Genomic DNA, 18,228 nt, shown 5'->3' on the forward strand with positions numbered 1-18,228 from the left:
ATGACTCAGGCCAACGGTCCCCTGCGTATCGGCATCGGCGGTCCCGTCGGCTCCGGCAAGACGACGCTCACCGAGAAGCTCTGCAAGGCGCTGCGCGACGATTTCTCCATCGCCGTCGTCACCAACGACATCTACACCAAGGAAGACGCCATGATGCTGGCCCGCCTGCAGGCGCTGCCTGAGGACCGCATCGTCGGCGTGGAGACCGGCGGCTGCCCGCACACCGCCATCCGTGAGGACGCCTCGATCAATTTGCAGGCGATCGCCGGACTGAACAGGAAATTCCCCGACCTCGACATCGTCTTCATCGAATCCGGCGGCGACAATCTTGCCGCCACCTTCTCGCCCGACCTCGCCGACCTGACCCTCTATGTCATCTCGGTCTGCCAGGGCGAGGAAATCCCCAGGAAGGGCGGGCCGGCGATCACCCGTTCCGATTTCCTGGTCATCAACAAGAGCGATCTGGCGCCCTATGTGAACGTCAACCTCGATGTCATGGAGAGCGATGCCGCCCGCATGCGCGGCAAGCGCCCGTTCGGTTTCACCGACCTGTCGCGCGGCAAGGGCCTGCAGGAAGTCATCGACTTCATCGTCGAACATGGCGGGCTGCAGTCGGCCCGCTCGGCGGCGTAATGCATGTCGCCCAAAAGTGCGTAGCGGTTTTGGGACAACGGACAATGCGAAGACAGCCTGCCCCAGCAGTTTGCGGTTGCTGGCCACGGCCGAGCGCGGCATTCTCTTAAAAACGGAGGTTTTCGGATGAGCATCGCCCGCCTGCAAAAGGAAACGCTGACCAACCTGCCCTATTATGAGGAGCGCGTCGACCTTGCCGCCGCCTTCCGCTGGACGGCGCGGCTCAACATGCATGAGGCGGTGGCCAACCACTTCTCGCTGTCGGTCAACGAGGACGGCAGCAAATTCCTGATGAACCCCAACCAGGTGCATTTCTCGCGCATCAAGGCGAGCGACCTTTTGCTGATCGACGCCAACGATCCCGAGACGCTGACCAGTCCCAACGCCCCTGACCCTACCGCCTGGGGCCTGCACGGCGCCATTCACCGCAACGTGCCGCATGCGCGCTGCACCATGCATGTGCATTCCATTCATGCCACCGTGCTTGCATCGCTGGCCGACTCGACCCTGCCGCCGATCGATCAGAACTCGGCCATGTTCTTCAACCGCCACGTCGTCGACGCCCATTATGGCGGGCTGGCCTTCGAGGAAGAGGGCGAGCGCTGCTCGCAACTGCTCACCGACCCTAAGGTCAAGGTGATGGTGATGGGCAATCACGGCGTCATGGTCATCGGCGACACCGTCGCCGACGCCTTCAACCGCATGTTCTATTTCGAACGCGCCGCCGAGACCTACATCAAGGCGCTGTGGACCGGCCGTCCGCTGCGCACGCTGTCCGACGCCATTGCCGAAAAGGCCGCCAGCGAAATGGACGACTATCCCGGCCAGGCGGAGCGTCACCTCGCCGAGCTGAAGGCGATCCTCGACGACGAAGAGCCGGTGTACCGCAGCTGAATGAGTTCACCCTTCTCCCCGTTCACGGGGAGAAGGTCCCGCCAGGGGGATGAGGGGCAGCGCCGACGTTCATAGGCTCACTCAGAGTCCCAACTGAGCCCGCAACTCTTCCGCACTGTTGATCACGACAGCGCCCTTCGGTCCTGCCATCGGCGCTTCCGGCCAGAAGATCGTCCGCATCCCCGCGGCCAGGCCTGATGTGGCGCCGGTAACGCTGTCGTCGACGGCCACCGCGTCTGAAGGATCGACGCCGGCCAGCCATGCGGCGCGCAGGAACGGTTCGGGATGCGGCTTGCCTTCGCGCACGTCGTTTCGGCTGATCGTGCGCATGCCGGGATAGATCAGGCCGACGGCGCTCAGATTTGCATCGACGATCACCCGGTCGGAATTGGACACCACCGCCTGCTGCACGCCGAGCGCGCGCAATTCGTTGAACACTTCGATCGCGCCGGGGCGCGGCTTCAGCGTCTCGGCCATCGGCATGTAGTGATCGTATTTGCGCACGATCCAGTCGTCGAAGGGCAGGTCGAGGCCGAACTCGCTGCGCAGCATCTCGTAGACCGGTGCGGCGGCGACGCCCAGCACCCGCTCATGCAGGTCGGCCGGCGGCGTGATACCGACGCTGCGCAGCGCCGCCACCAAGGCCGCCTCATGCAGCGGCTCGCTGTCGACCAGCGTGCCGTCCATATCCCAGAAAACCGCTTTCGGCGTCATGCGAGGCTCCTTTGCCGATCCCCTTAAAGCGTTTGTATCAGGAGATAAACCGCCGAGCCCGTCCGCTGGCGATTTTCGCTGGGTTGGTTGCCGCGCGGCGGCCGGATCGAAGCAGCAAGCAATTGCCCTGCCGATAGACAATTGCGCGCCGACACATTCCCTGCAAGACTATGACGCTTCGCCTAAGGGCGGGCAAAGGGGCAGGGCTGGAGGCACATTTTGAATTCGCGGCAAGACGGCGGCAGCAGCAGGCTGGACGAGGCAGCGCGCGCCGGCTGGCTTTATTATGTTGCCGGCAACACCCAGGACCAGATCGCCGCCACGCTCGGCATTTCCCGGCAGACGGCGCAGCGGCTGGTGTCGCTGGCGGTGTCGGAGGGGCTGATCAAGGTTCGCGTCGATCACCCGATCGCCAATTGCCTTGATCTCGCAGCTAGACTGAAGTCACGCTTCGCGCTCGACCTCGTCGAAGTGGTGCCGAGCGATCCAACCTCATCCTCGACCACGATCGGCATTGCCGAGGCGGCCGCGGCCGAGATCGAGCGGCGGCTGCGGTCACCGACGCCCATCGTCTTGGCCATCGGCACCGGCCGCACGCTGAAGGCGGCGATCGAGCAATTGCCGCCGATGGAATGCTCGCAGCACAAGGTTGTGTCCTTGACCGGCAACATCTCGCCCGACGGTTCGGCCGCCTTCTACAACGTCATCTTCACCATGGCCGACCGGGTCAAGGCGCGCTCGTTCCCGATGCCGCTGCCGGTCATCGCCTCGTCGCCGGAAGAGCGCGAGATGCTGCTTGCCCAGCCGATGATCCAACCGACGCTGGCGCTGGCCGCGGAAGCCGACGTGACCTTTGTCGGCATCGGCGATCTCGGCCCGAAGGCGCCGCTCTACGAGGACGGTTTTATCTCGGAAAGCGAGCTGAAGGCGTTGCAAAAGGCTGGCGGCGTCGCCGAGATCGTCGGCTGGGTGTTCGATCGGGAAGGCCGCATGATCGAGGGCATCACCAACGACCGGGTATCGTCGGCAGCCTTGCCGTCACGCGAAAAGTCGCTGGTCATTGCGCTCGCCATGGGCGAGCGCAAATTGCCGGGCATCCTGGCCGCTGTGAACCGCCGGCTGGTCAATGGCCTCATCACCGACGAGCGGACCGCCACGGCCTTGCTCGACGGTTCCTGATAGATTAAGCGGCCCATCGATAAAATCCAACACGTTTATTTGCAGCGCCCGGACGGGTCGTTGCCGTCGAGAAAACCCATGTCGCGCTGCAGATGCGGCGACAACTCCCGGACGTCGACGTAGCCGCGCCGGCGGTGCACAAGCACGGAAAATTCATGCACCAGCAGGGAAAACCAGCTCTGCGCCGGGGTGGAATGGAGTTTTTGCTGTGCCGTGGTCATGATCTTCAGCCTCCGCTATGCTTGAACTTGATTGATCGTTGACACCAGATATCGGCCTGATTGGCTCTTGCCGCCAATCAAACGTCGATCACGACCCATAAGGAGGGCTTATGCCCGATCTCAAGGCACCACAGCTCGCCCAGTTGCCGCCGCTGCAGGCCATCAGGGTGTTCGAAGCCGTCGCGCGGCATCTCTCCTTCACCAAGGCCGCGCAGGAACTCGGCATGACGCAGGCCGCCGCCAGCTATCAGATCAAGCTTCTGGAAGAGCGCATCGGTTCGCCGCTGTTCCTGCGCCAGCCGCGCCAGATCGTGCTGACCGAACCCGGCCAGCGCCTGGCGCCCGCCGTCAGCGAGGCGTTCAGCCTGCTCTCAAGCGCCTATTCCGCCGCGCGTGGGGGCGCCGATGGTGTGCTGTGCGTCTCGACGCTGCTGACCTTTGCCTCGAACTGGCTGGCGCAGCACCTCGGCTCCTTCCAGGTCGCGCATCCGTCGCTGGCGGTGCGCGTCGATACCTCGAACAGGGTGATCGATTTTGCCCGCGAGGACATGGACATCGCTATCCGCTCCGGCAGCGGCAAGTGGCCTGGAGTGGAGACCCATCTTTTGTTCAAGGCCGATTTCACCCCGGTGCTGAGCCCGGCACTCGCTGCCACCATAGGTGGCGTCCACGAACCCGCCGACCTGTTCAAGCTGCCCATTCTCGATCCCGGCGACATCTGGTGGCGGGAATGGTTCGCCCTTGCCGGCGTCCCGGCGGACGAACTTGCCAGGCGCACCGGCACCAGCATGGGCGCGCAGGCCTATGAGGCGAACGCGGCCATCGCCGGCCATGGTGTGGCGATCCTGACCACCGCATTGTTCAAGACCGAGCTCGCCGCCGGCCGCCTGATCCAGCCCTTCGACCTAGTCGGCGACGACGGCCACGCCTATTGGCTGGTCTACCCGACGGCGCGTCGCAACGTGCCGAAGATAAAAGCCTTCCGGGACTGGATCCTGGCCGAGATCGCCTGCGCCTGAGGGCGAGCGATTCGCGGATTGATTTCCGAGATGCAAAGCGAGCCATGGATCCGCGACGAATGCTCGCTTTCGCGGACAAACAGCTGCGATCGGGCCACCCGGTTAACCAAGCTTGACAAAAACGCTGTCGATATCACTCGCCCGGCATAGGCTTGTGCTTGTGACGACCCAATTGAGCAGGATCAATCGTCTGCAGATTGAAACAGGGTCGATCAGCCGGCTGATGAAAGTCTATCGCGTCGAAGAAATCGAAAACAACACCGTGCGCACGACGCAGGTGATCGAAGCATTTACGCCGTTTCAAGCTGCCGTGAAGGCAATCGGCCGGGAAGTTAGGCTGCGCAAGGACGAGCCCAGCTGGATCCAGGTGACGGAAGTGCTGACCAGAGCCAAGCAAACACGCGACGGCAGGGTTTTCGAATATTCCGTGGGAAGCTACCCGTCCCACGGCTGATGGACTCGGCCCTATCGCTCCCCTGGCGCGACGATTGGGTTGCGATGGGTCGGCATCAACGCGCTCTCACATCCCCTGCAAACAGCTTCCCAAATCGGTTCAATATCCTCTACGCGCGCAACGCCGCGCTCCGCCTTGCGTGCTGCGCTGCAGCATCGAATCTGGCTTGACATAATTTATGCCAAGTGAGTAATTGCCCATTACCAAGGCAAATGCTCATCTTGGTTCATGGGAGGAATTTGATGAAACTGCGCACGCTCACCCTGGGCTTGTTGTCGGCCAGCGCTTTCGCTTTTGCCGCACACGCCGAATCCATCACCATCGCCACGGTCAACAATGGCGACATGGTCCGCATGCAAAAGCTGACGGACGACTTCACCAAGGCGAACCCCGACATCCAGCTGAACTGGGTCACGCTCGAAGAGAACGTGCTGCGCGAGCGCGTCACCACCGACATCGCAACCAAGGGCGGCCAGTATGACGTGATGACGATCGGCACCTACGAGGTTCCGATCTGGGCCAAGCAGAGCTGGCTGTTGCCGCTCGACAAGCTCGGCGACGACTATGACGCCAAGGACATCATCCCGGCCATCGCCGGCGGCCTCTCGGTCGACGGCAAGCTCTATGCCGCGCCCTTCTACGGCGAAAGCTCCTTCGTCATGTACCGCAAGGACCTGATCGAGAAGGCCGGGCTGACCATGCCCGATGCCCCGACGTGGGACTTCATCAAGCAGGCGGCCGACAAGATGACCGACCGCGCCAATGGCGTGAACGGCGTATGCCTGCGCGGCAAGGCCGGCTGGGGCGAGAACACGGCGTTCCTGACGGCCATGTCCAACTCGTTTGGCGCCCGCTGGTTCGACGAGAACTGGAAGCCGCAGTTCGACCAACCGGAATGGAAGAACACACTGCAGTTCTATGTCGACCTGATGAAGGCCGACGGTCCGGAAGGCGCTTCGTCCAACGGCTTCAACGAGAATCTGGCTCTGTTCCAGCAAGGCAAGTGCGGCATGTGGATCGACGCCACCGTGGCGGCGTCCTTCGTCTCGGATCCGAAGGCCTCGAAGGTGGCCGACAAGGTCGGTTATGCTTTGGCGCCGGACAATGGCCTCGGCAAGCGCGCCAACTGGCTCTGGGCATGGTCGCTGGCGATCCCCGCAGGCACGCAGAAGGCGGAATCCGCCCAGAAGTTCGTCTCATGGGCGACCAGCAAGCACTATGCCGAACTGGTCGCTTCCAAGGAAGGCTGGGCCAACGTTCCTCCGGGAACGCGTTCCTCGCTCTACGCCAATCCCGAGTACCAGAAGGCGGCCCCGTTCGCCAAGATGACGCTGGACTCGATCAATGCCGCCGATCCGGCGCATCCGACGGTCAAGCCGGTGCCCTATGTCGGTGTGCAGTTCGTCGCCATTCCTGAGTTCCAGGGCCTCGGCACAACCGTTGGCCAGCTGTTCTCGGCGGCGCTCGCCGGCCAGACCAGCGTAGACGACGCGCTCAAGCAGGCGCAGGACGCCGCCACGGCGACCATGACCGAAGGCGGTTATATCAAGTAAGGCTCCTCCCGGTGCCGAACGCCGGTCGCCTCCTGACCGGCGATGGCCGCCCGAGTCCCAGTTCGGGCGGCCGCTTTTTCCCCGCTGTGAAAATTCAGTCCGACTAGTGAAGGGTGACCGTCATGGCTACTCAGCAGACCCGTTCGCTTGCCCGCTTCATGATGGCGCCGTCCGTCGTGTTGCTGTTCGTCTGGATGATCGTGCCGCTGGTCATCACCTTCTGGTTCTCCTTCCAGCAATACAATCCGCTGAACCCGATCCGCGACGGCTTCGTCTGGTTCTCGAACTACTCGCTGTTCTATTCCAACCCGGCATTCCTGCAATCGATCCTGAACACGCTCGTCCTGGTCGGCAGCGTGCTGCTGATCACCGTGATCGGCGGCATCATGCTGGCGCTGTTGATCGATCAGCCGATGTGGGGACAGGGGATCGTGCGCATCCTCGTCATCTCTCCGTTCTTCGTCATGCCGCCGGTGGCTGCACTTGTCTGGAAGAACATGATCATGCACCCGCAATACGGCGTCTTTGCCGACATTGCGCGCTTCTTCGGCGCTCAGCCAATCGACTGGTTCGGGCAGCACCCGATGCTGGCCATCATCATCATCGTCGCCTGGCAATGGCTGCCCTTCGCAACGCTGATCCTTTTGACCGCCCTGCAGTCGCTCGACGGCGAGCAGAAGGAAGCCGCCGAGATGGACGGCGCCGGCTTCGTCAGCCGCTTCATCTATCTGACGCTGCCGCACATGTCGCGCGCCATCACCGTCGTCATCCTGATCCAGACCATCTTCCTGCTGTCGGTCTATGCCGAAATCCTGGTCACCACCAATGGCGGACCCGGCTATGCCTCCACCAACCTGCCCTTCCTCGTCTACCAGAAGGCATTGCTGGAGTTCAAAATCGGCCAGGCATCGGCCGGCGGTGTCATCGCCGTCATTCTCGCCAACATCGTCGCCTTCTTCGCCATGCGCGCGGTCGGCAAGAACCTGGACAAGTAAGGGAGGATACGATGGCACGTGCAGTCACCACCCAACACAAGGTCATTGCGACAGGCGCCGCCTGGATCGTCGCGCTGCTGATCTTCTTCCCGATCCTCTACACGATCATCACCTCGTTCAAGTCGGAGCAGGAGGCCATCCAGGGCTTCGCGCTGATCCCGTCGGGGACGTTCGAGAGCTATACCGAGGTCCAGGCGCAGAGCGGCTACTTCAAGTTCTTCTTCAACTCGGTGCTGCTCTCGGTCGGCTCGACCATCCTGGCCCTGATAGTCGCGGTTCCGGCCGCCTGGTCGATGGCCTTCTCGCCGGGCAAGTGGACCAAGGACATCCTGATGTGGATGCTCTCGACCAAGATGATGCCGGCGGTTGCCGTGCTGTTCCCGATCTACCTCATCTTCCGCGATGCCGGACTGCTCGACAGCCGCATCGGCCTGATGATCATGCTGATGCTGATCAACCTGCCCATCGTGATCTGGATGCTCTACACCTACTTCCGCGAAATCCCCGGCGAGATCCTGGAAGCGGCACGCATGGACGGCGCCACCTTGTGGGGCGAGATCGTCTATGTGCTGACCCCCATGGCCGTGCCGGGCATCGCATCGACCATGCTGCTCAACATCATCCTGGCGTGGAACGAAGCGTTCTGGACCATCCGCCTGACCACCACCGAGGCGGCGCCGCTGACGGCCTTCATCAGTTCGTTCTCGAGCCCGCAAGGCCTGTTCTGGGCCAAGCTTTCGGCGGCCTCGACGCTGGCCATCGCCCCCATCCTGATCATGGGCTGGTTCAGCCAGAAGCAGCTGGTGCGCGGCCTGACATTCGGCGCGGTAAAATAACGGACGTTGCCTGAAGCAATCCGGCCAAATAACCCCTCGGGGAGGAAACCATGGGAAACATCACGCTCAAGAACGTCTCCAAGCATTTCGGATCGACGGTCATCATTCCAGGCCTCGACCTCGTCATCGAGAATGGCGAGTTCGTCGTCTTCGTCGGGCCGTCGGGTTGCGGCAAGTCCACGTTGCTGCGCCTCATTGCCGGGCTCGAGGACACCAGCGGGGGCACCATCAACATCGATGGCCGTGACGTCACCGGCGAGGCGCCGGCCAAGCGCAAGCTGGCCATGGTATTCCAGTCCTATGCGCTCTATCCGCATATGACGGTGGCCAAGAACATCGGCTTCCCGCTGAAGATGGCGGGCGAGGATGTGGCGACGATCGACAAGAAGGTGAAGGACGCAGCCCGGGTCCTCAACCTCACCAACTATCTCGAACGCCGGCCCGGCCAGCTCTCCGGCGGCCAGCGGCAACGCGTCGCCATCGGCCGCGCCATCGTGCGCCAGCCCTCGGCCTTCCTGTTCGACGAGCCGCTGTCCAACCTCGATGCCGCACTGCGCGGCACCATGCGGCTCGAAATCAGCGAGCTCCACCATCAGCTCAAGACGACGATGGTCTACGTCACCCACGACCAGATCGAAGCCATGACCATGGCCGACAAGATCGTCGTGCTCAACGCCGGCAACATCGAACAGGTCGGCTCGCCGATGGAACTCTACAAGTCGCCGAAGAACCTGTTCGTGGCGGGCTTCATCGGTTCGCCGAAAATGAACCTGATCGAAGGTGCGCCGGCCGCCAAATACAATGCCAAGACCATCGGCATTCGTCCCGAGCATATGGGGATATCGACCACGGCGGGCGACTGGAAAGCCCTTGTCGGCGTCGCCGAGCATCTGGGCTCCGACACCTTCCTGCATGTCCAGGCCGACGGCGTCGGTCCGCTGACGGTACGCGCCGATGGCGAACTGGCCGTACGCCACGGCGACACCATCTACCTGACGCCCGACAAGGTCCGGATGCATCGCTTCGGCCCCGATGGAAAGGCGCTGACGCAGTGAGACTGACGGGCAAATCGGCGCTGATCACCGGATCCGCGCGCGGCATCGGCAGGGCTTTTGCCGAAGCCTATACGCGCGAGGGTGCCACGGTGGCCATTGCCGACATCAATCTGGCGGCTGCCGAAAAGACGGCCGCCGAGATTGGCGCCAACGCCTATCCGGTCAGGCTCGACGTCAGCGACCTTGCTTCGATCCAGGCGGCGGTCAAGGCGGTCGAAAAGACCGGCGGCCTCGACATACTGATCAACAATGCTGCCTTGTTCGACCTGGCGCCGATCGTCGAGATCACCAAAGCGAGCTACGACAAATTGTTCTCCGTCAACGTCGCCGGCACCTTGTTCATGCTGCAGGCAGCGGCGCGTTCGATGATCGCAAGGGGCAAGGGCGGCAAGATCATCAACATCGCCAGCCAGGCAGGACGCCGCGGCGAGCCGCTGGTCGCCGTCTATTGCGCCACCAAGGCCGCGGTGATTTCGCTGACCCAGTCCGCCGGGCTCGACCTGATCAAGCACCGCATCAACGTCAATGGCATCGCGCCCGGCGTCGTCGACAGCGATATGTGGGATGAGGTCGATGCGCTGTTTGCCAAATATGAGAACCGGCCGAAGGGCGAGAAGAAGCGGCTGGTCGGCGAGGGCGTGCCCTATGGCCGCATGGGCAAGCCGGAGGACCTGACCGGCATGGCGGTCTTCCTGGCCAGCGACGACGCCGAATACATCGTCGCCCAGACCTACAATGTCGATGGCGGCCAATGGATGAGTTGATGGGCCGGGATCACGAAGGCCGCAGCCCGGCCAAAAGGGTAAAAAAATGACCGTGAAACTCTCCTCCTCGATCCTCTCGGAACTCCCCGCCAAGGTCGCCGGTCCCAGATATGATCGCTCCAGGCTCAAACCCGGTATCGTCCATTTCGGCGTCGGCAATTTCCATCGCTCGCATCAGGCGGTCTACCTCGACGATCTCTTCAATTCAGGCATCGGCCATGACTGGGCGCTGGTCGGCGCCGGGGTCTTCGAGGGCGAAAAAATCGGCCGTTCCAAGCTGCAGGAGCAGGACTGGCTGACCACCGTGGTCGAGCAGGATTCCGACCATATGAGCGCCCGCGTCACCGGCGTTATGATCGACTTCCTGACGCCCGGCGATGCCGATGCCATCATCGACCAGCTCGCCGATCCGGCGATCAAGATCGTCTCGCTGACCATCACGGAAGGCGGTTATTTCATCGATCCGGCCTCCGGCAAGTTCAACCCGACCCACCCCGACATCGTCGCCGACGCACAGGCAGGCACGACGCCGAAGACGGTGTTCGGCCTCATCCTTGCGGGCCTGATACGCCGCCGGGCCGACGGCATCGTGCCGTTCACCGTCATGTCCTGCGACAACATCCCTCACAATGGCCATGTCACCTCGGATGGCGTCATCGGCCTCGCCCGGCTGATCGATGAGGATCTGGCAAACTGGGTCAGCGACAATGTCGCCTTTCCCAACGGCATGGTCGACCGCATCACCCCCGCCACCTCCGACCGCGAGCGCGGCATTCTCGCCACCGAGTTCGGCCTTGAGGACAACTGGCCGGTGTTCTGCGAGCCGTTCAGGCAATGGGTGCTGGAGGATCATTTCACCGACGGCCGCCCGCCGCTGGAAAAGGTCGGTGTGCAATTCGTGAGGGATGTCGCGCCCTATGAGCTGATGAAGATCCGCATCCTCAATGGCGGTCATGCCACGATCGCTTATCCCGCAGGGTTGATGGACATCCATTTCGTCCATGAGGCGATGCAGGAGCCGCTGGTGCGCGGCTTCCTCGCCAAGCTCGAGCATGACGAGATCATCCCGACCGTGCCGCCGGTGCCGGACACCGTGCTGGAGGATTATTACCAACTCATCGAGCACCGCTTTTCCAACCCGAAGATCGGCGACACCATCCGTCGGCTTTGCCTCGACGGTTCCAACCGGCAGCCGAAATTCATCATCCCGACCATTGCCGACCGGCTGAAGGCCAGCAAAGGCGTCGCGGGTCTGGCGCTCGAGTCGGCGCTGTGGTGCCGCTACTGTTTCGGCACCACCGACAGCGGCGCGGTCATCGAGGCCAACGACCCGAGCTGGGACCGGCTGCAGGCAAGCGCGAAGGCGGCGAAGGACAGGCCCGGTGCCTGGCTTGCGATGGAGGATATCTATGGCGGTGTCGGCCGCTCGGCGCCGTTCGCCGAGGCCTTTGCCCATGCGCTCAACGTCTTGTGGGCGAATGGCACGCGCGCGACGCTGACGCGCTACATCTCCGGCAAGCTCTGACGCCAGCCGCAATGACGCCCGAACTGGTCATCTTCGACTGTGACGGCGTGCTGGTCGACAGCGAGGCGCTGTCGGTTTCGGCTCTGCTCGGCATGATCTCTGCCGCCGGGGGCTCGGTCAGCGAAGATACCGCCTACGAGCATTTCCTCGGCAAGAGCATGAAGAGCGTGCGCGAGATACTTCTTCGCGATTTCACCATCGACATCACCGACGTGCATCTTACCGACATGCGGGTCGAACTGATGCGCAAATTCCGCGAGGAGCTGAAGCCGATTCCCGGCATCGGCGACATCCTGCCGAGGCTGGGCGTGCCCTGCTGCGTCGCGTCCTCCGGCACGCTCGACCGGATACGCTACGCGCTCGACGTCACCGGTCTGCTCGGCCTGCTCGAGCCGCATCTGTTCAGCGCCGCCATGGTCGCGCGCGGCAAGCCGGCGCCGGATCTTTTTCTCCATGCCGCCGCCGCCATGGGCGCGCATCCCGGTAATTGCATCGTAATCGAGGACAGCCCGGCTGGCATATCAGCGGCGCGTGCGGCCGGCATGCGCGTCTTTGCTTTCACCGGCGGTTCGCACGCCGGCAACCCGGCCTTGAAAGCGCGGCTTGCGTCGAGTGAACCGGACTTTATATTCGCGGACATGCTGCAATTGCCCGATCTGATTGCAGGCTAGAGCATGATGCCGAAAAGTGTGAAGCGGTTTTCGGACGACATCATGCTCTACTTCTTTGATTTAGAGACGGATTCAGATTTCGGGTCGAACAGACCTGAAGTCATCCGGCTCTAGGGAGCGAGAGTAAAAGCATCTTGACGAAAAGCTTCGTTTGCGCGGTCGATGTCGGCACCGGGAGCGCCCGCGCGGGCATTCTCGATACGTCAGGCACCTTGCTCGGCCGCGCCGAGCATCCGATCGTCATGAACCAGCCGAAGGCCGATCACGCCGAGCACAATTCGCAGGATATCTGGTCGGCGGTCTGCATCGCGGTGCGTGCCGCGCGCGAAAAGGCCGGTGTGTCAGCCGACGATATTGTCGGCATGTCGTTCGACGCCACCTGCTCGCTGGTGGTGCTGGACAGGAATGCCGGCCAGCTCAGCGTCTCGGTGACGGGCGAACGGCGCTGGGACACCATCGTCTGGCTCGACCATCGCGCCATCGCCGAGGCAGATGAATGCACCGATAGCGGCCACGCCGTACTCGACTATATCGGTGGCGTCATGTCGCCGGAAATGGCGACGCCGAAGCTGATGTGGCTGAAGCGCAATCTGCCGGGAACTTGGCATGAAGCCGGCTACCTATTCGACCTCACCGATTTCCTGACCTGGAAGGCGACCGGGTCGCTGGCGCGCTCGCAATGCACGCTGACCGCCAAATGGACCTATCTGGCGCATGAGGAAACCGGCTGGCGCCGTGACTTCTTCGACAGGGTCGGGCTTGGCGATCTGTTCGAACACGGCAGCCTGCCGGAGAAGGCAAGTGCTGTCGGCGCAGACATCGGCACGCTCACCCCTGAAGCGGCGGCGGAGTTGGGCTTGAGCGAAAACTGTCGGGTCGGCGCCGGCGTCATCGATGCCTATGCCGGCGCGCTTGGCGTGCTCGGCGGCTTTGCTGGCGACGAGCAGAATATCGGCCGCCATCTGGCATTGATCGCCGGCACCTCGTCCTGCGTCATGGCCATGTCGCCCGATCCGCAGCCTTTCGCCGGCGTCTGGGGTCCATACTATGGCGCCGCACTGCCAAAACTCTGGCTGTCGGAAGGCGGCCAGTCGGCGACCGGTGCGCTGCTCGACCATATCATCCGCTGGCACGGCGCCGGCGGCGAGCCGGACGCGGCCATGCATGCAAAAATCGCCAGGCGCGTCGCCGAACTGCGCAGCACCGAAGGTGACAAGCTGGCGGCAAGGCTGCATGTGCTGCCGGATTTCCATGGCAACCGCTCGCCGCTTGCCGATCCGCATGCGGTCGGTGTGGTCAGCGGGCTGACGCTGGATTCCTCCTTCGACAGTCTGTGCAAGCTGTATTGGCGCACCGCCGTCGGCATCGCGCTCGGCGTGCGCCATGTGCTGGAGGCGCTGAACGAGAACGGCTATCTCATAGACACGCTGCATGTCACCGGCGGCCACACCAAGAACCCGTTGCTGATGGAGCTCTATGCCGACGCCACCGGCTGCGCGGTGATCGAGCCGCTGGCCGACGAAGCCGTTCTGCTCGGCACCGGCATGGTCGCCGCCACCGCGGCCGGTCTGTTCCCGGACCTGAATGCCGCTTGCGTCGCCATGCAGCAAGGCGGCAGGGCGCGCACCTCGAACCCGGCCGCGTCAGGCCGCTTCGACCGCGACTACAAGATTTTCCTCGAAATGCACCGCCAGCGGCAGGAGCTCGACGCCATCAGCTAGAGCAATTCCAGGAAAAATGTGAAACGGTTTTCCGTCCGGAATTGCGTACCAAATCTAGGCCTCCTCTCGCCGGCGCAAGGATGCGCCGGTCGCCGCGTCGAACAGATGCACGCTCTCCTCCTCGAATGTGTAGCGCACAGGCGCGCGCAACCCCGGGCATTCGCGGGCCGATACCAATGCGCCGACCTCCTTGCCGCCGCAGGCGAACGTCACCAGCGCGTCATTGCCATGGAACTCGATGAGGTCGGCGGTGCCTTGCAGAAGATTGATGCTCTGAGCGCCGGCGGTCTTCAGGTCCGGCGGTCGGATTCCAAGCACGGCGCGCTGGACGCCGCGTAGATCGAAGCCCGAGCCTTCTATGGAGAAGCTCGAGCCGCCGCCTGTCAGCGTCCAGCGTTCGTCCTTCCGCCCGACGGCCACGTCGATGAAATTCATGTTCGGCGTACCGATGAAGCCGGCGACGAACAGATTGCCCGGCTGGCGATAGATCTCCGCAGGCGAGCCGATCTGTTCGATAACGCCATCCCTGAGCAGCACGATCCGGTCGGCCAGCGTCATCGCTTCCAACTGATCGTGGGTGACATAGACGGTGGTGGTCTTCAGCGACTGATGCAGCCGGGCGATCTCGACCCGCATGTGGTTGCGCAGCTTGGCATCTAGATTGGACAGCGGCTCGTCGAACAGGAACACTTTCGGCGTCTTGATCATGGCGCGCGCAATCGCCACGCGCTGCTGCTGGCCGCCGGAAAGTTCGGTCGGCTTGCGGGCGAGGTAAGGTTCGAGGCCGAGCGTCGTTGCCACCGCCTCGACCCGCTTCCGGATCTCGGCCGGGGGCACTTTCTGTCGCTTGAGCCCAAAGGCGATGTTGTCGAAGATCGTCATATGCGGGTAGAGCGCATAGTTCTGGAAAACCATGGCAATGCCGCGCTCGCCGGGCTCGAGATCGTTGACCACTTTGCCGCCGATCGACACTTCCCCGCCGCTGATATCCTCCAGTCCGGCCAGCATCCTGAGCAAGGTCGACTTGCCGCAGCCGGACGGGCCGAGGAATACGACGAATTCGTGCTCCTCGATCGAGAGATTGAGGTCGCGGATGACGGTGGTGGCGCCGTAAGCCTTGTCGACATGGGAGCAAACGATCGCGGACATGGTCAGCCCTTCTCGCCGGTAAGAAGGATTTGCAGCTTGACGTCTTGCGGCTTGCCTTGCGCCGCCCGCTCGAAGGCCTCGATGCTGTCCGAGAAATCATAAGTGCCGGTGATCAGCGGCTTGAGGTCGACCTTCCCCGAGGCGATCAGCTGCAGCGCGCGGTCGAAGATGTTGGCGTAACGGAACACCGTCTCGATGCGCACTTCCTTGGAGATCGCCGCCGGAACGTTGAGGCTGACCGGTTCGACCGGCAGTCCGACCAGCACCACCGCGCCGCCCGGCCGCACGACATCGAACAGGTCGGCGAATGCCTTCGGGCTGCCGCTCGCCTCGAACACGATATCCGCGCCCCAATTGTCGGTCGCGGCGGAGACTGCGTCGACCAGCGATTGCTCACCTATATTGACCGGCACGATGCCGGGATATTGCGCGGCAATCTTGAGCTTGGGTGCGGAAAAATCGGAGATCAGCACCTTCGAGCAGCCGCCGGCCAGCGCCGCCAGCGCGATCATGATGCCGATCGGGCCGCAGCCGACGACGACGGCGACGTCGCCAGGCACGATGCGGGCGCGGCTCGCCGCCTGCATGCCGATAGCAAAGGGTTCGACCATCGCGCCTTCGGCGAAGGTGACATTGTCCGGCAGTCTGTAGGTGAAGGCGGCCGGGTGCACGGCATAGGGCGCCAGCACGCCATGCACCGGCGGTGTCGCCCAGAAGCTGACATCGGGATCGACATTATAGATGCCGAGCCTCGTCGCGCGCGACGACAGGTTCGGCACGCCCGGCTCCATGCAGACGCGGTCGCCGACCTTCAGCGTGCCGACATTGGCGCCGATCTCAACGATCGTTCCCGCGGCTTCGTGGCCGAGCACCATCGGGGCCCGCACGACATAGCTGCCGATCGCGCCATGGGTGTAATAGTGCACGTCGCTGCCGCAGACGCCGACCGTGTGGATGGCGATCTTGACATCGCCCGGTCCGACGTCGAGCGGCAGCGCGATCTCGCGCAGCGACAGTTCGCCTTTTTTCTCAAGCACCAGTGCCCGCATAGGTAAGTCCTCGCATCAAGTCTTTTTTTGCCGGAAAACGGAATTCAGGAAGCCGCTGAGCACGCCGAGGAACAGCAGCGGCGGTAGCGACAACAGCACGACCGAGGCGTTGAGGATTCCCCACGGCACGTTCATGCCTTGCTGTGAAAGTTCGGAAGCGACGATCGGCAATGTCTTGGCGTTGGAACTGGACAGCATCAGCGCGATCAGGAATTCGTTCCACACCAGCACGAAGCTGAAGGCGACGGCGCCGATCAGCGAGCGCGCCGCTACCGGCAGCGCAATGCGCCAGAACACCGAGTAAGCGCCGTAGCCGTCGACGAAAGCGGCTTCCTCGATTTCCTTCGGCACGGCCTGGAAGGCGGGAATGGCGAGCCACATGATCACCGAGATGGTGAGCAGCGAATAGGTGACGATCAGCGCCGGCAAGGTGTCGTAGAGCCCGATCTGCAGCCAGATCACCATCAGCGGAATGGCGACTGCCACCGGGGGCAGGAAGCGCAGCGACAACACGAAGAACTGGATGTCGCCAGCGAAGCGATTGGGATAGCGCGCCACCGCATAGGCTGCCGGAAGGCCGAGCATGACGCCGATCAGCACGGCGACGCCGCAGGAAATGACCGAGTTATAGAGACCAGTCATGACGCTGTCGCGGCCGATGATGTAGCTGATATTGTCGAAGGTCGGGGTAAACACCAGGCGCGGCACGCGGGTGATGATGTCGACATTGTTCTTCAGCGAATTGACCGCCGTCCAGGCGAGCGGAAACACCGCCATGAAGCCGGCGAAGGCCAGGATGATCTTGCCGATGAGGCGGCCCGGTCTCATGCGATACGGCCTCATGCCTGCACCCGCTTCCACAGCATGGTGAAGGTGATGACAGTCGCGATCATCATCAGCACCGCCATGGCCGAGGCATAGGACACCTTGCCGGATTCGATGAAGCCTTGCGAGAAGGCGTACATGTCGAGCGTCTCGGTCGCCACGCCCGGCCCGCCGCGCGTCATCACATAAATCAGGTCGAAGGAGCGCAGCGATTCGATCATCTTGACGAACATCAGGCTGATCAGCGGCGCCTTCAGCATAGGCAAGGTCACATAGGCATGGATCTGCCAGCGTTTGGCGTGGTCGAGCCGCGCCGCTTCGATCGGCTGCGGCGGCAAGGTCTCCAGAAGCTTCAGCACGATGACCGCGAAGAACAGTCCCCACTGCCAGACATCGACCGAGGCGACGGCAAACAGGGCCGTCGACGGCTTCGACAGCGGGTCGAAGATCAGCCCGCCGGTGATCAGCCTGTAGGGATAGGTGGCGATGCCGTAGAGCGGATGATAGGCAAACTTCCACACGAAGGCCGCCGAGACACGCGGCAACAGCACCGGGATGATGAACAGCAGGCAGTAGATGTTGCGCAGCCGCGGCGACGCTACTTCGAACATCAGCACGCCGAGCCCGATCGCCACCATCATCGTCGCCACCACGGTGACGATTTCCCACTTCACCGAAACCCAGACCGCGTTGAGGAAACGCCGGTCGGCGAACAGGTCGATGAAGTTCGACAGCCAGACCCAGGAATAGTCCGACGAGCTCAGCTCGCGGTTCTGCAGCGCAATGACGATGGCGTACAGCGTCGGCACCATCGACAGCACCAGAAGAATGGCGAGCGTCGGAACCAGAAACGTCACGGGCAGGGAAGAGCGTCGGCGCATTGCCTATCCTCGGGCTGTGCCTTTTTGGAGAGACCCGCGGCGCACAGGTCCCGGCATCCGGTCGAATGCCGTGGACCGCGCGCCGCGGGC

General features: G+C 63.0%; 19 protein-coding genes. 13 read left to right on the top strand and 6 right to left on the bottom strand.

Annotated elements, in window-relative coordinates; translation table 11 throughout:
• Together ureG and NKI10_RS23545 are read left to right on the top strand one after the other, a co-directional pair.
• Positions 1-633 carry an urease accessory protein UreG gene (ureG, locus tag NKI10_RS23540; protein ID WP_023671240.1) on the top strand — a complete coding sequence of 211 codons (633 nt, stop codon included), beginning with the start codon at positions 1-3 and terminating at the stop codon, positions 631-633.
• A 126-nt stretch (positions 634-759) separates the two neighbouring features.
• Positions 760-1,527: a class II aldolase and adducin N-terminal domain-containing protein gene (locus tag NKI10_RS23545; RefSeq protein WP_023683596.1), complete on the top strand. Its 768-nt coding sequence runs from the start codon at positions 760-762 to the stop codon at positions 1,525-1,527.
• Between the two features lie 81 nt (positions 1,528-1,608).
• On the opposite strand, the gene NKI10_RS23550 is transcribed toward NKI10_RS23545, so the two are convergent.
• Entirely contained in the window at positions 1,609-2,241 is a 633-nt protein-coding gene (locus NKI10_RS23550; protein WP_023671242.1) for an HAD family hydrolase, read from the bottom strand.
• A 219-nt stretch (positions 2,242-2,460) separates the two neighbouring features.
• On the opposite strand from NKI10_RS23550, the gene NKI10_RS23555 reads away from it, so the two are divergent.
• Positions 2,461-3,420 carry a sugar-binding transcriptional regulator gene (locus tag NKI10_RS23555; protein WP_023671243.1) on the top strand — a complete coding sequence of 320 codons (960 nt, stop codon included), beginning with the start codon at positions 2,461-2,463 and terminating at the stop codon, positions 3,418-3,420.
• A gap of 35 nt (positions 3,421-3,455) precedes the next feature.
• Here NKI10_RS23555 and NKI10_RS23560 read toward each other — a convergent pair whose 3' ends face one another.
• Positions 3,456-3,641 carry a hypothetical protein gene (locus NKI10_RS23560; protein ID WP_023834773.1) on the bottom strand — a complete coding sequence of 62 codons (186 nt, stop codon included), beginning with the start codon at positions 3,639-3,641 and terminating at the stop codon, positions 3,456-3,458.
• A gap of 110 nt (positions 3,642-3,751) precedes the next feature.
• Between NKI10_RS23560 and NKI10_RS23565 the strand changes: the two genes are divergently transcribed.
• The 10 genes from NKI10_RS23565 to NKI10_RS23610 all read left to right on the top strand — a co-directional run bounded on the left by NKI10_RS23565 (position 3,752) and on the right by NKI10_RS23610 (position 14,234).
• On the top strand, positions 3,752-4,660 hold the full coding sequence (locus NKI10_RS23565) for a LysR substrate-binding domain-containing protein (RefSeq protein ID WP_023671245.1): 909 nt from the start codon (positions 3,752-3,754) through the stop codon (positions 4,658-4,660).
• A 172-nt stretch (positions 4,661-4,832) separates the two neighbouring features.
• Positions 4,833-5,114, top strand: coding sequence for a hypothetical protein (locus tag NKI10_RS23570; RefSeq protein ID WP_023683593.1), 282 nt, complete (start codon positions 4,833-4,835; stop codon positions 5,112-5,114).
• 242 nt (positions 5,115-5,356) lie between these two features.
• Complete coding sequence (locus NKI10_RS23575; RefSeq protein ID WP_023746514.1) at positions 5,357-6,667, top strand: ABC transporter substrate-binding protein; 1,311 nt, start codon at positions 5,357-5,359, stop codon at positions 6,665-6,667.
• Positions 6,668-6,789: 122 nt separating this feature from the next.
• Complete coding sequence (locus NKI10_RS23580; protein ID WP_023711367.1) at positions 6,790-7,662, top strand: carbohydrate ABC transporter permease; 873 nt, start codon at positions 6,790-6,792, stop codon at positions 7,660-7,662.
• An 11-nt stretch (positions 7,663-7,673) separates the two neighbouring features.
• Positions 7,674-8,498: a carbohydrate ABC transporter permease gene (locus tag NKI10_RS23585; RefSeq protein ID WP_023671250.1), complete on the top strand. Its 825-nt coding sequence runs from the start codon at positions 7,674-7,676 to the stop codon at positions 8,496-8,498.
• Between the two features lie 50 nt (positions 8,499-8,548).
• Positions 8,549-9,553, top strand: coding sequence for an ABC transporter ATP-binding protein (locus tag NKI10_RS23590; protein WP_023689168.1), 1,005 nt, complete (start codon positions 8,549-8,551; stop codon positions 9,551-9,553).
• The gene (locus NKI10_RS23595) at positions 9,550-10,317 is read left to right on the top strand and encodes an L-iditol 2-dehydrogenase (RefSeq protein ID WP_023736921.1); all 768 of its coding nucleotides are present in this window, start codon (positions 9,550-9,552) and stop codon (positions 10,315-10,317) included. Before NKI10_RS23590 ends, NKI10_RS23595 begins: the two co-directional genes overlap by 4 nt.
• A 46-nt stretch (positions 10,318-10,363) precedes the next feature.
• A complete protein-coding gene (locus NKI10_RS23600; protein ID WP_023736920.1) occupies positions 10,364-11,842 on the top strand; it encodes a mannitol dehydrogenase family protein in 1,479 nt (492 codons plus the stop codon).
• Positions 11,843-11,853: 11 nt separating this feature from the next.
• Positions 11,854-12,513: an HAD family hydrolase gene (locus tag NKI10_RS23605; RefSeq protein ID WP_023736919.1), complete on the top strand. Its 660-nt coding sequence runs from the start codon at positions 11,854-11,856 to the stop codon at positions 12,511-12,513.
• 134 nt (positions 12,514-12,647) lie between these two features.
• Entirely contained in the window at positions 12,648-14,234 is a 1,587-nt protein-coding gene (locus NKI10_RS23610; protein WP_023755460.1) for an FGGY-family carbohydrate kinase, read from the top strand.
• 54 nt (positions 14,235-14,288) lie between these two features.
• Here the strand turns inward: NKI10_RS23610 and NKI10_RS23615 are convergent, their stop codons facing one another.
• From NKI10_RS23615 to NKI10_RS23630, 4 genes are read right to left on the bottom strand one after another with little or no spacing between them, the layout of a single operon-like run.
• Positions 14,289-15,383, bottom strand: coding sequence for an ABC transporter ATP-binding protein (locus NKI10_RS23615; RefSeq protein WP_023683585.1), 1,095 nt, complete (start codon positions 15,381-15,383; stop codon positions 14,289-14,291).
• A 2-nt stretch (positions 15,384-15,385) separates the two neighbouring features.
• Positions 15,386-16,432: an NAD(P)-dependent alcohol dehydrogenase gene (locus NKI10_RS23620; RefSeq protein WP_023683584.1), complete on the bottom strand. Its 1,047-nt coding sequence runs from the start codon at positions 16,430-16,432 to the stop codon at positions 15,386-15,388.
• Between the two features lie 15 nt (positions 16,433-16,447).
• Positions 16,448-17,260, bottom strand: a complete 813-nt coding sequence (locus tag NKI10_RS23625; RefSeq protein ID WP_023671259.1) for a carbohydrate ABC transporter permease — start codon at positions 17,258-17,260, stop codon at positions 16,448-16,450.
• Between the two features lie 11 nt (positions 17,261-17,271).
• Complete coding sequence (locus NKI10_RS23630; RefSeq protein WP_023683583.1) at positions 17,272-18,138, bottom strand: carbohydrate ABC transporter permease; 867 nt, start codon at positions 18,136-18,138, stop codon at positions 17,272-17,274.
• Positions 18,139-18,228: the final 90 nt, after the last annotated feature.

Source organism: Mesorhizobium sp. M0802 (assembly GCF_040320115.1).
Classification (GTDB): Bacteria; Pseudomonadota; Alphaproteobacteria; order Rhizobiales; family Rhizobiaceae; genus Mesorhizobium.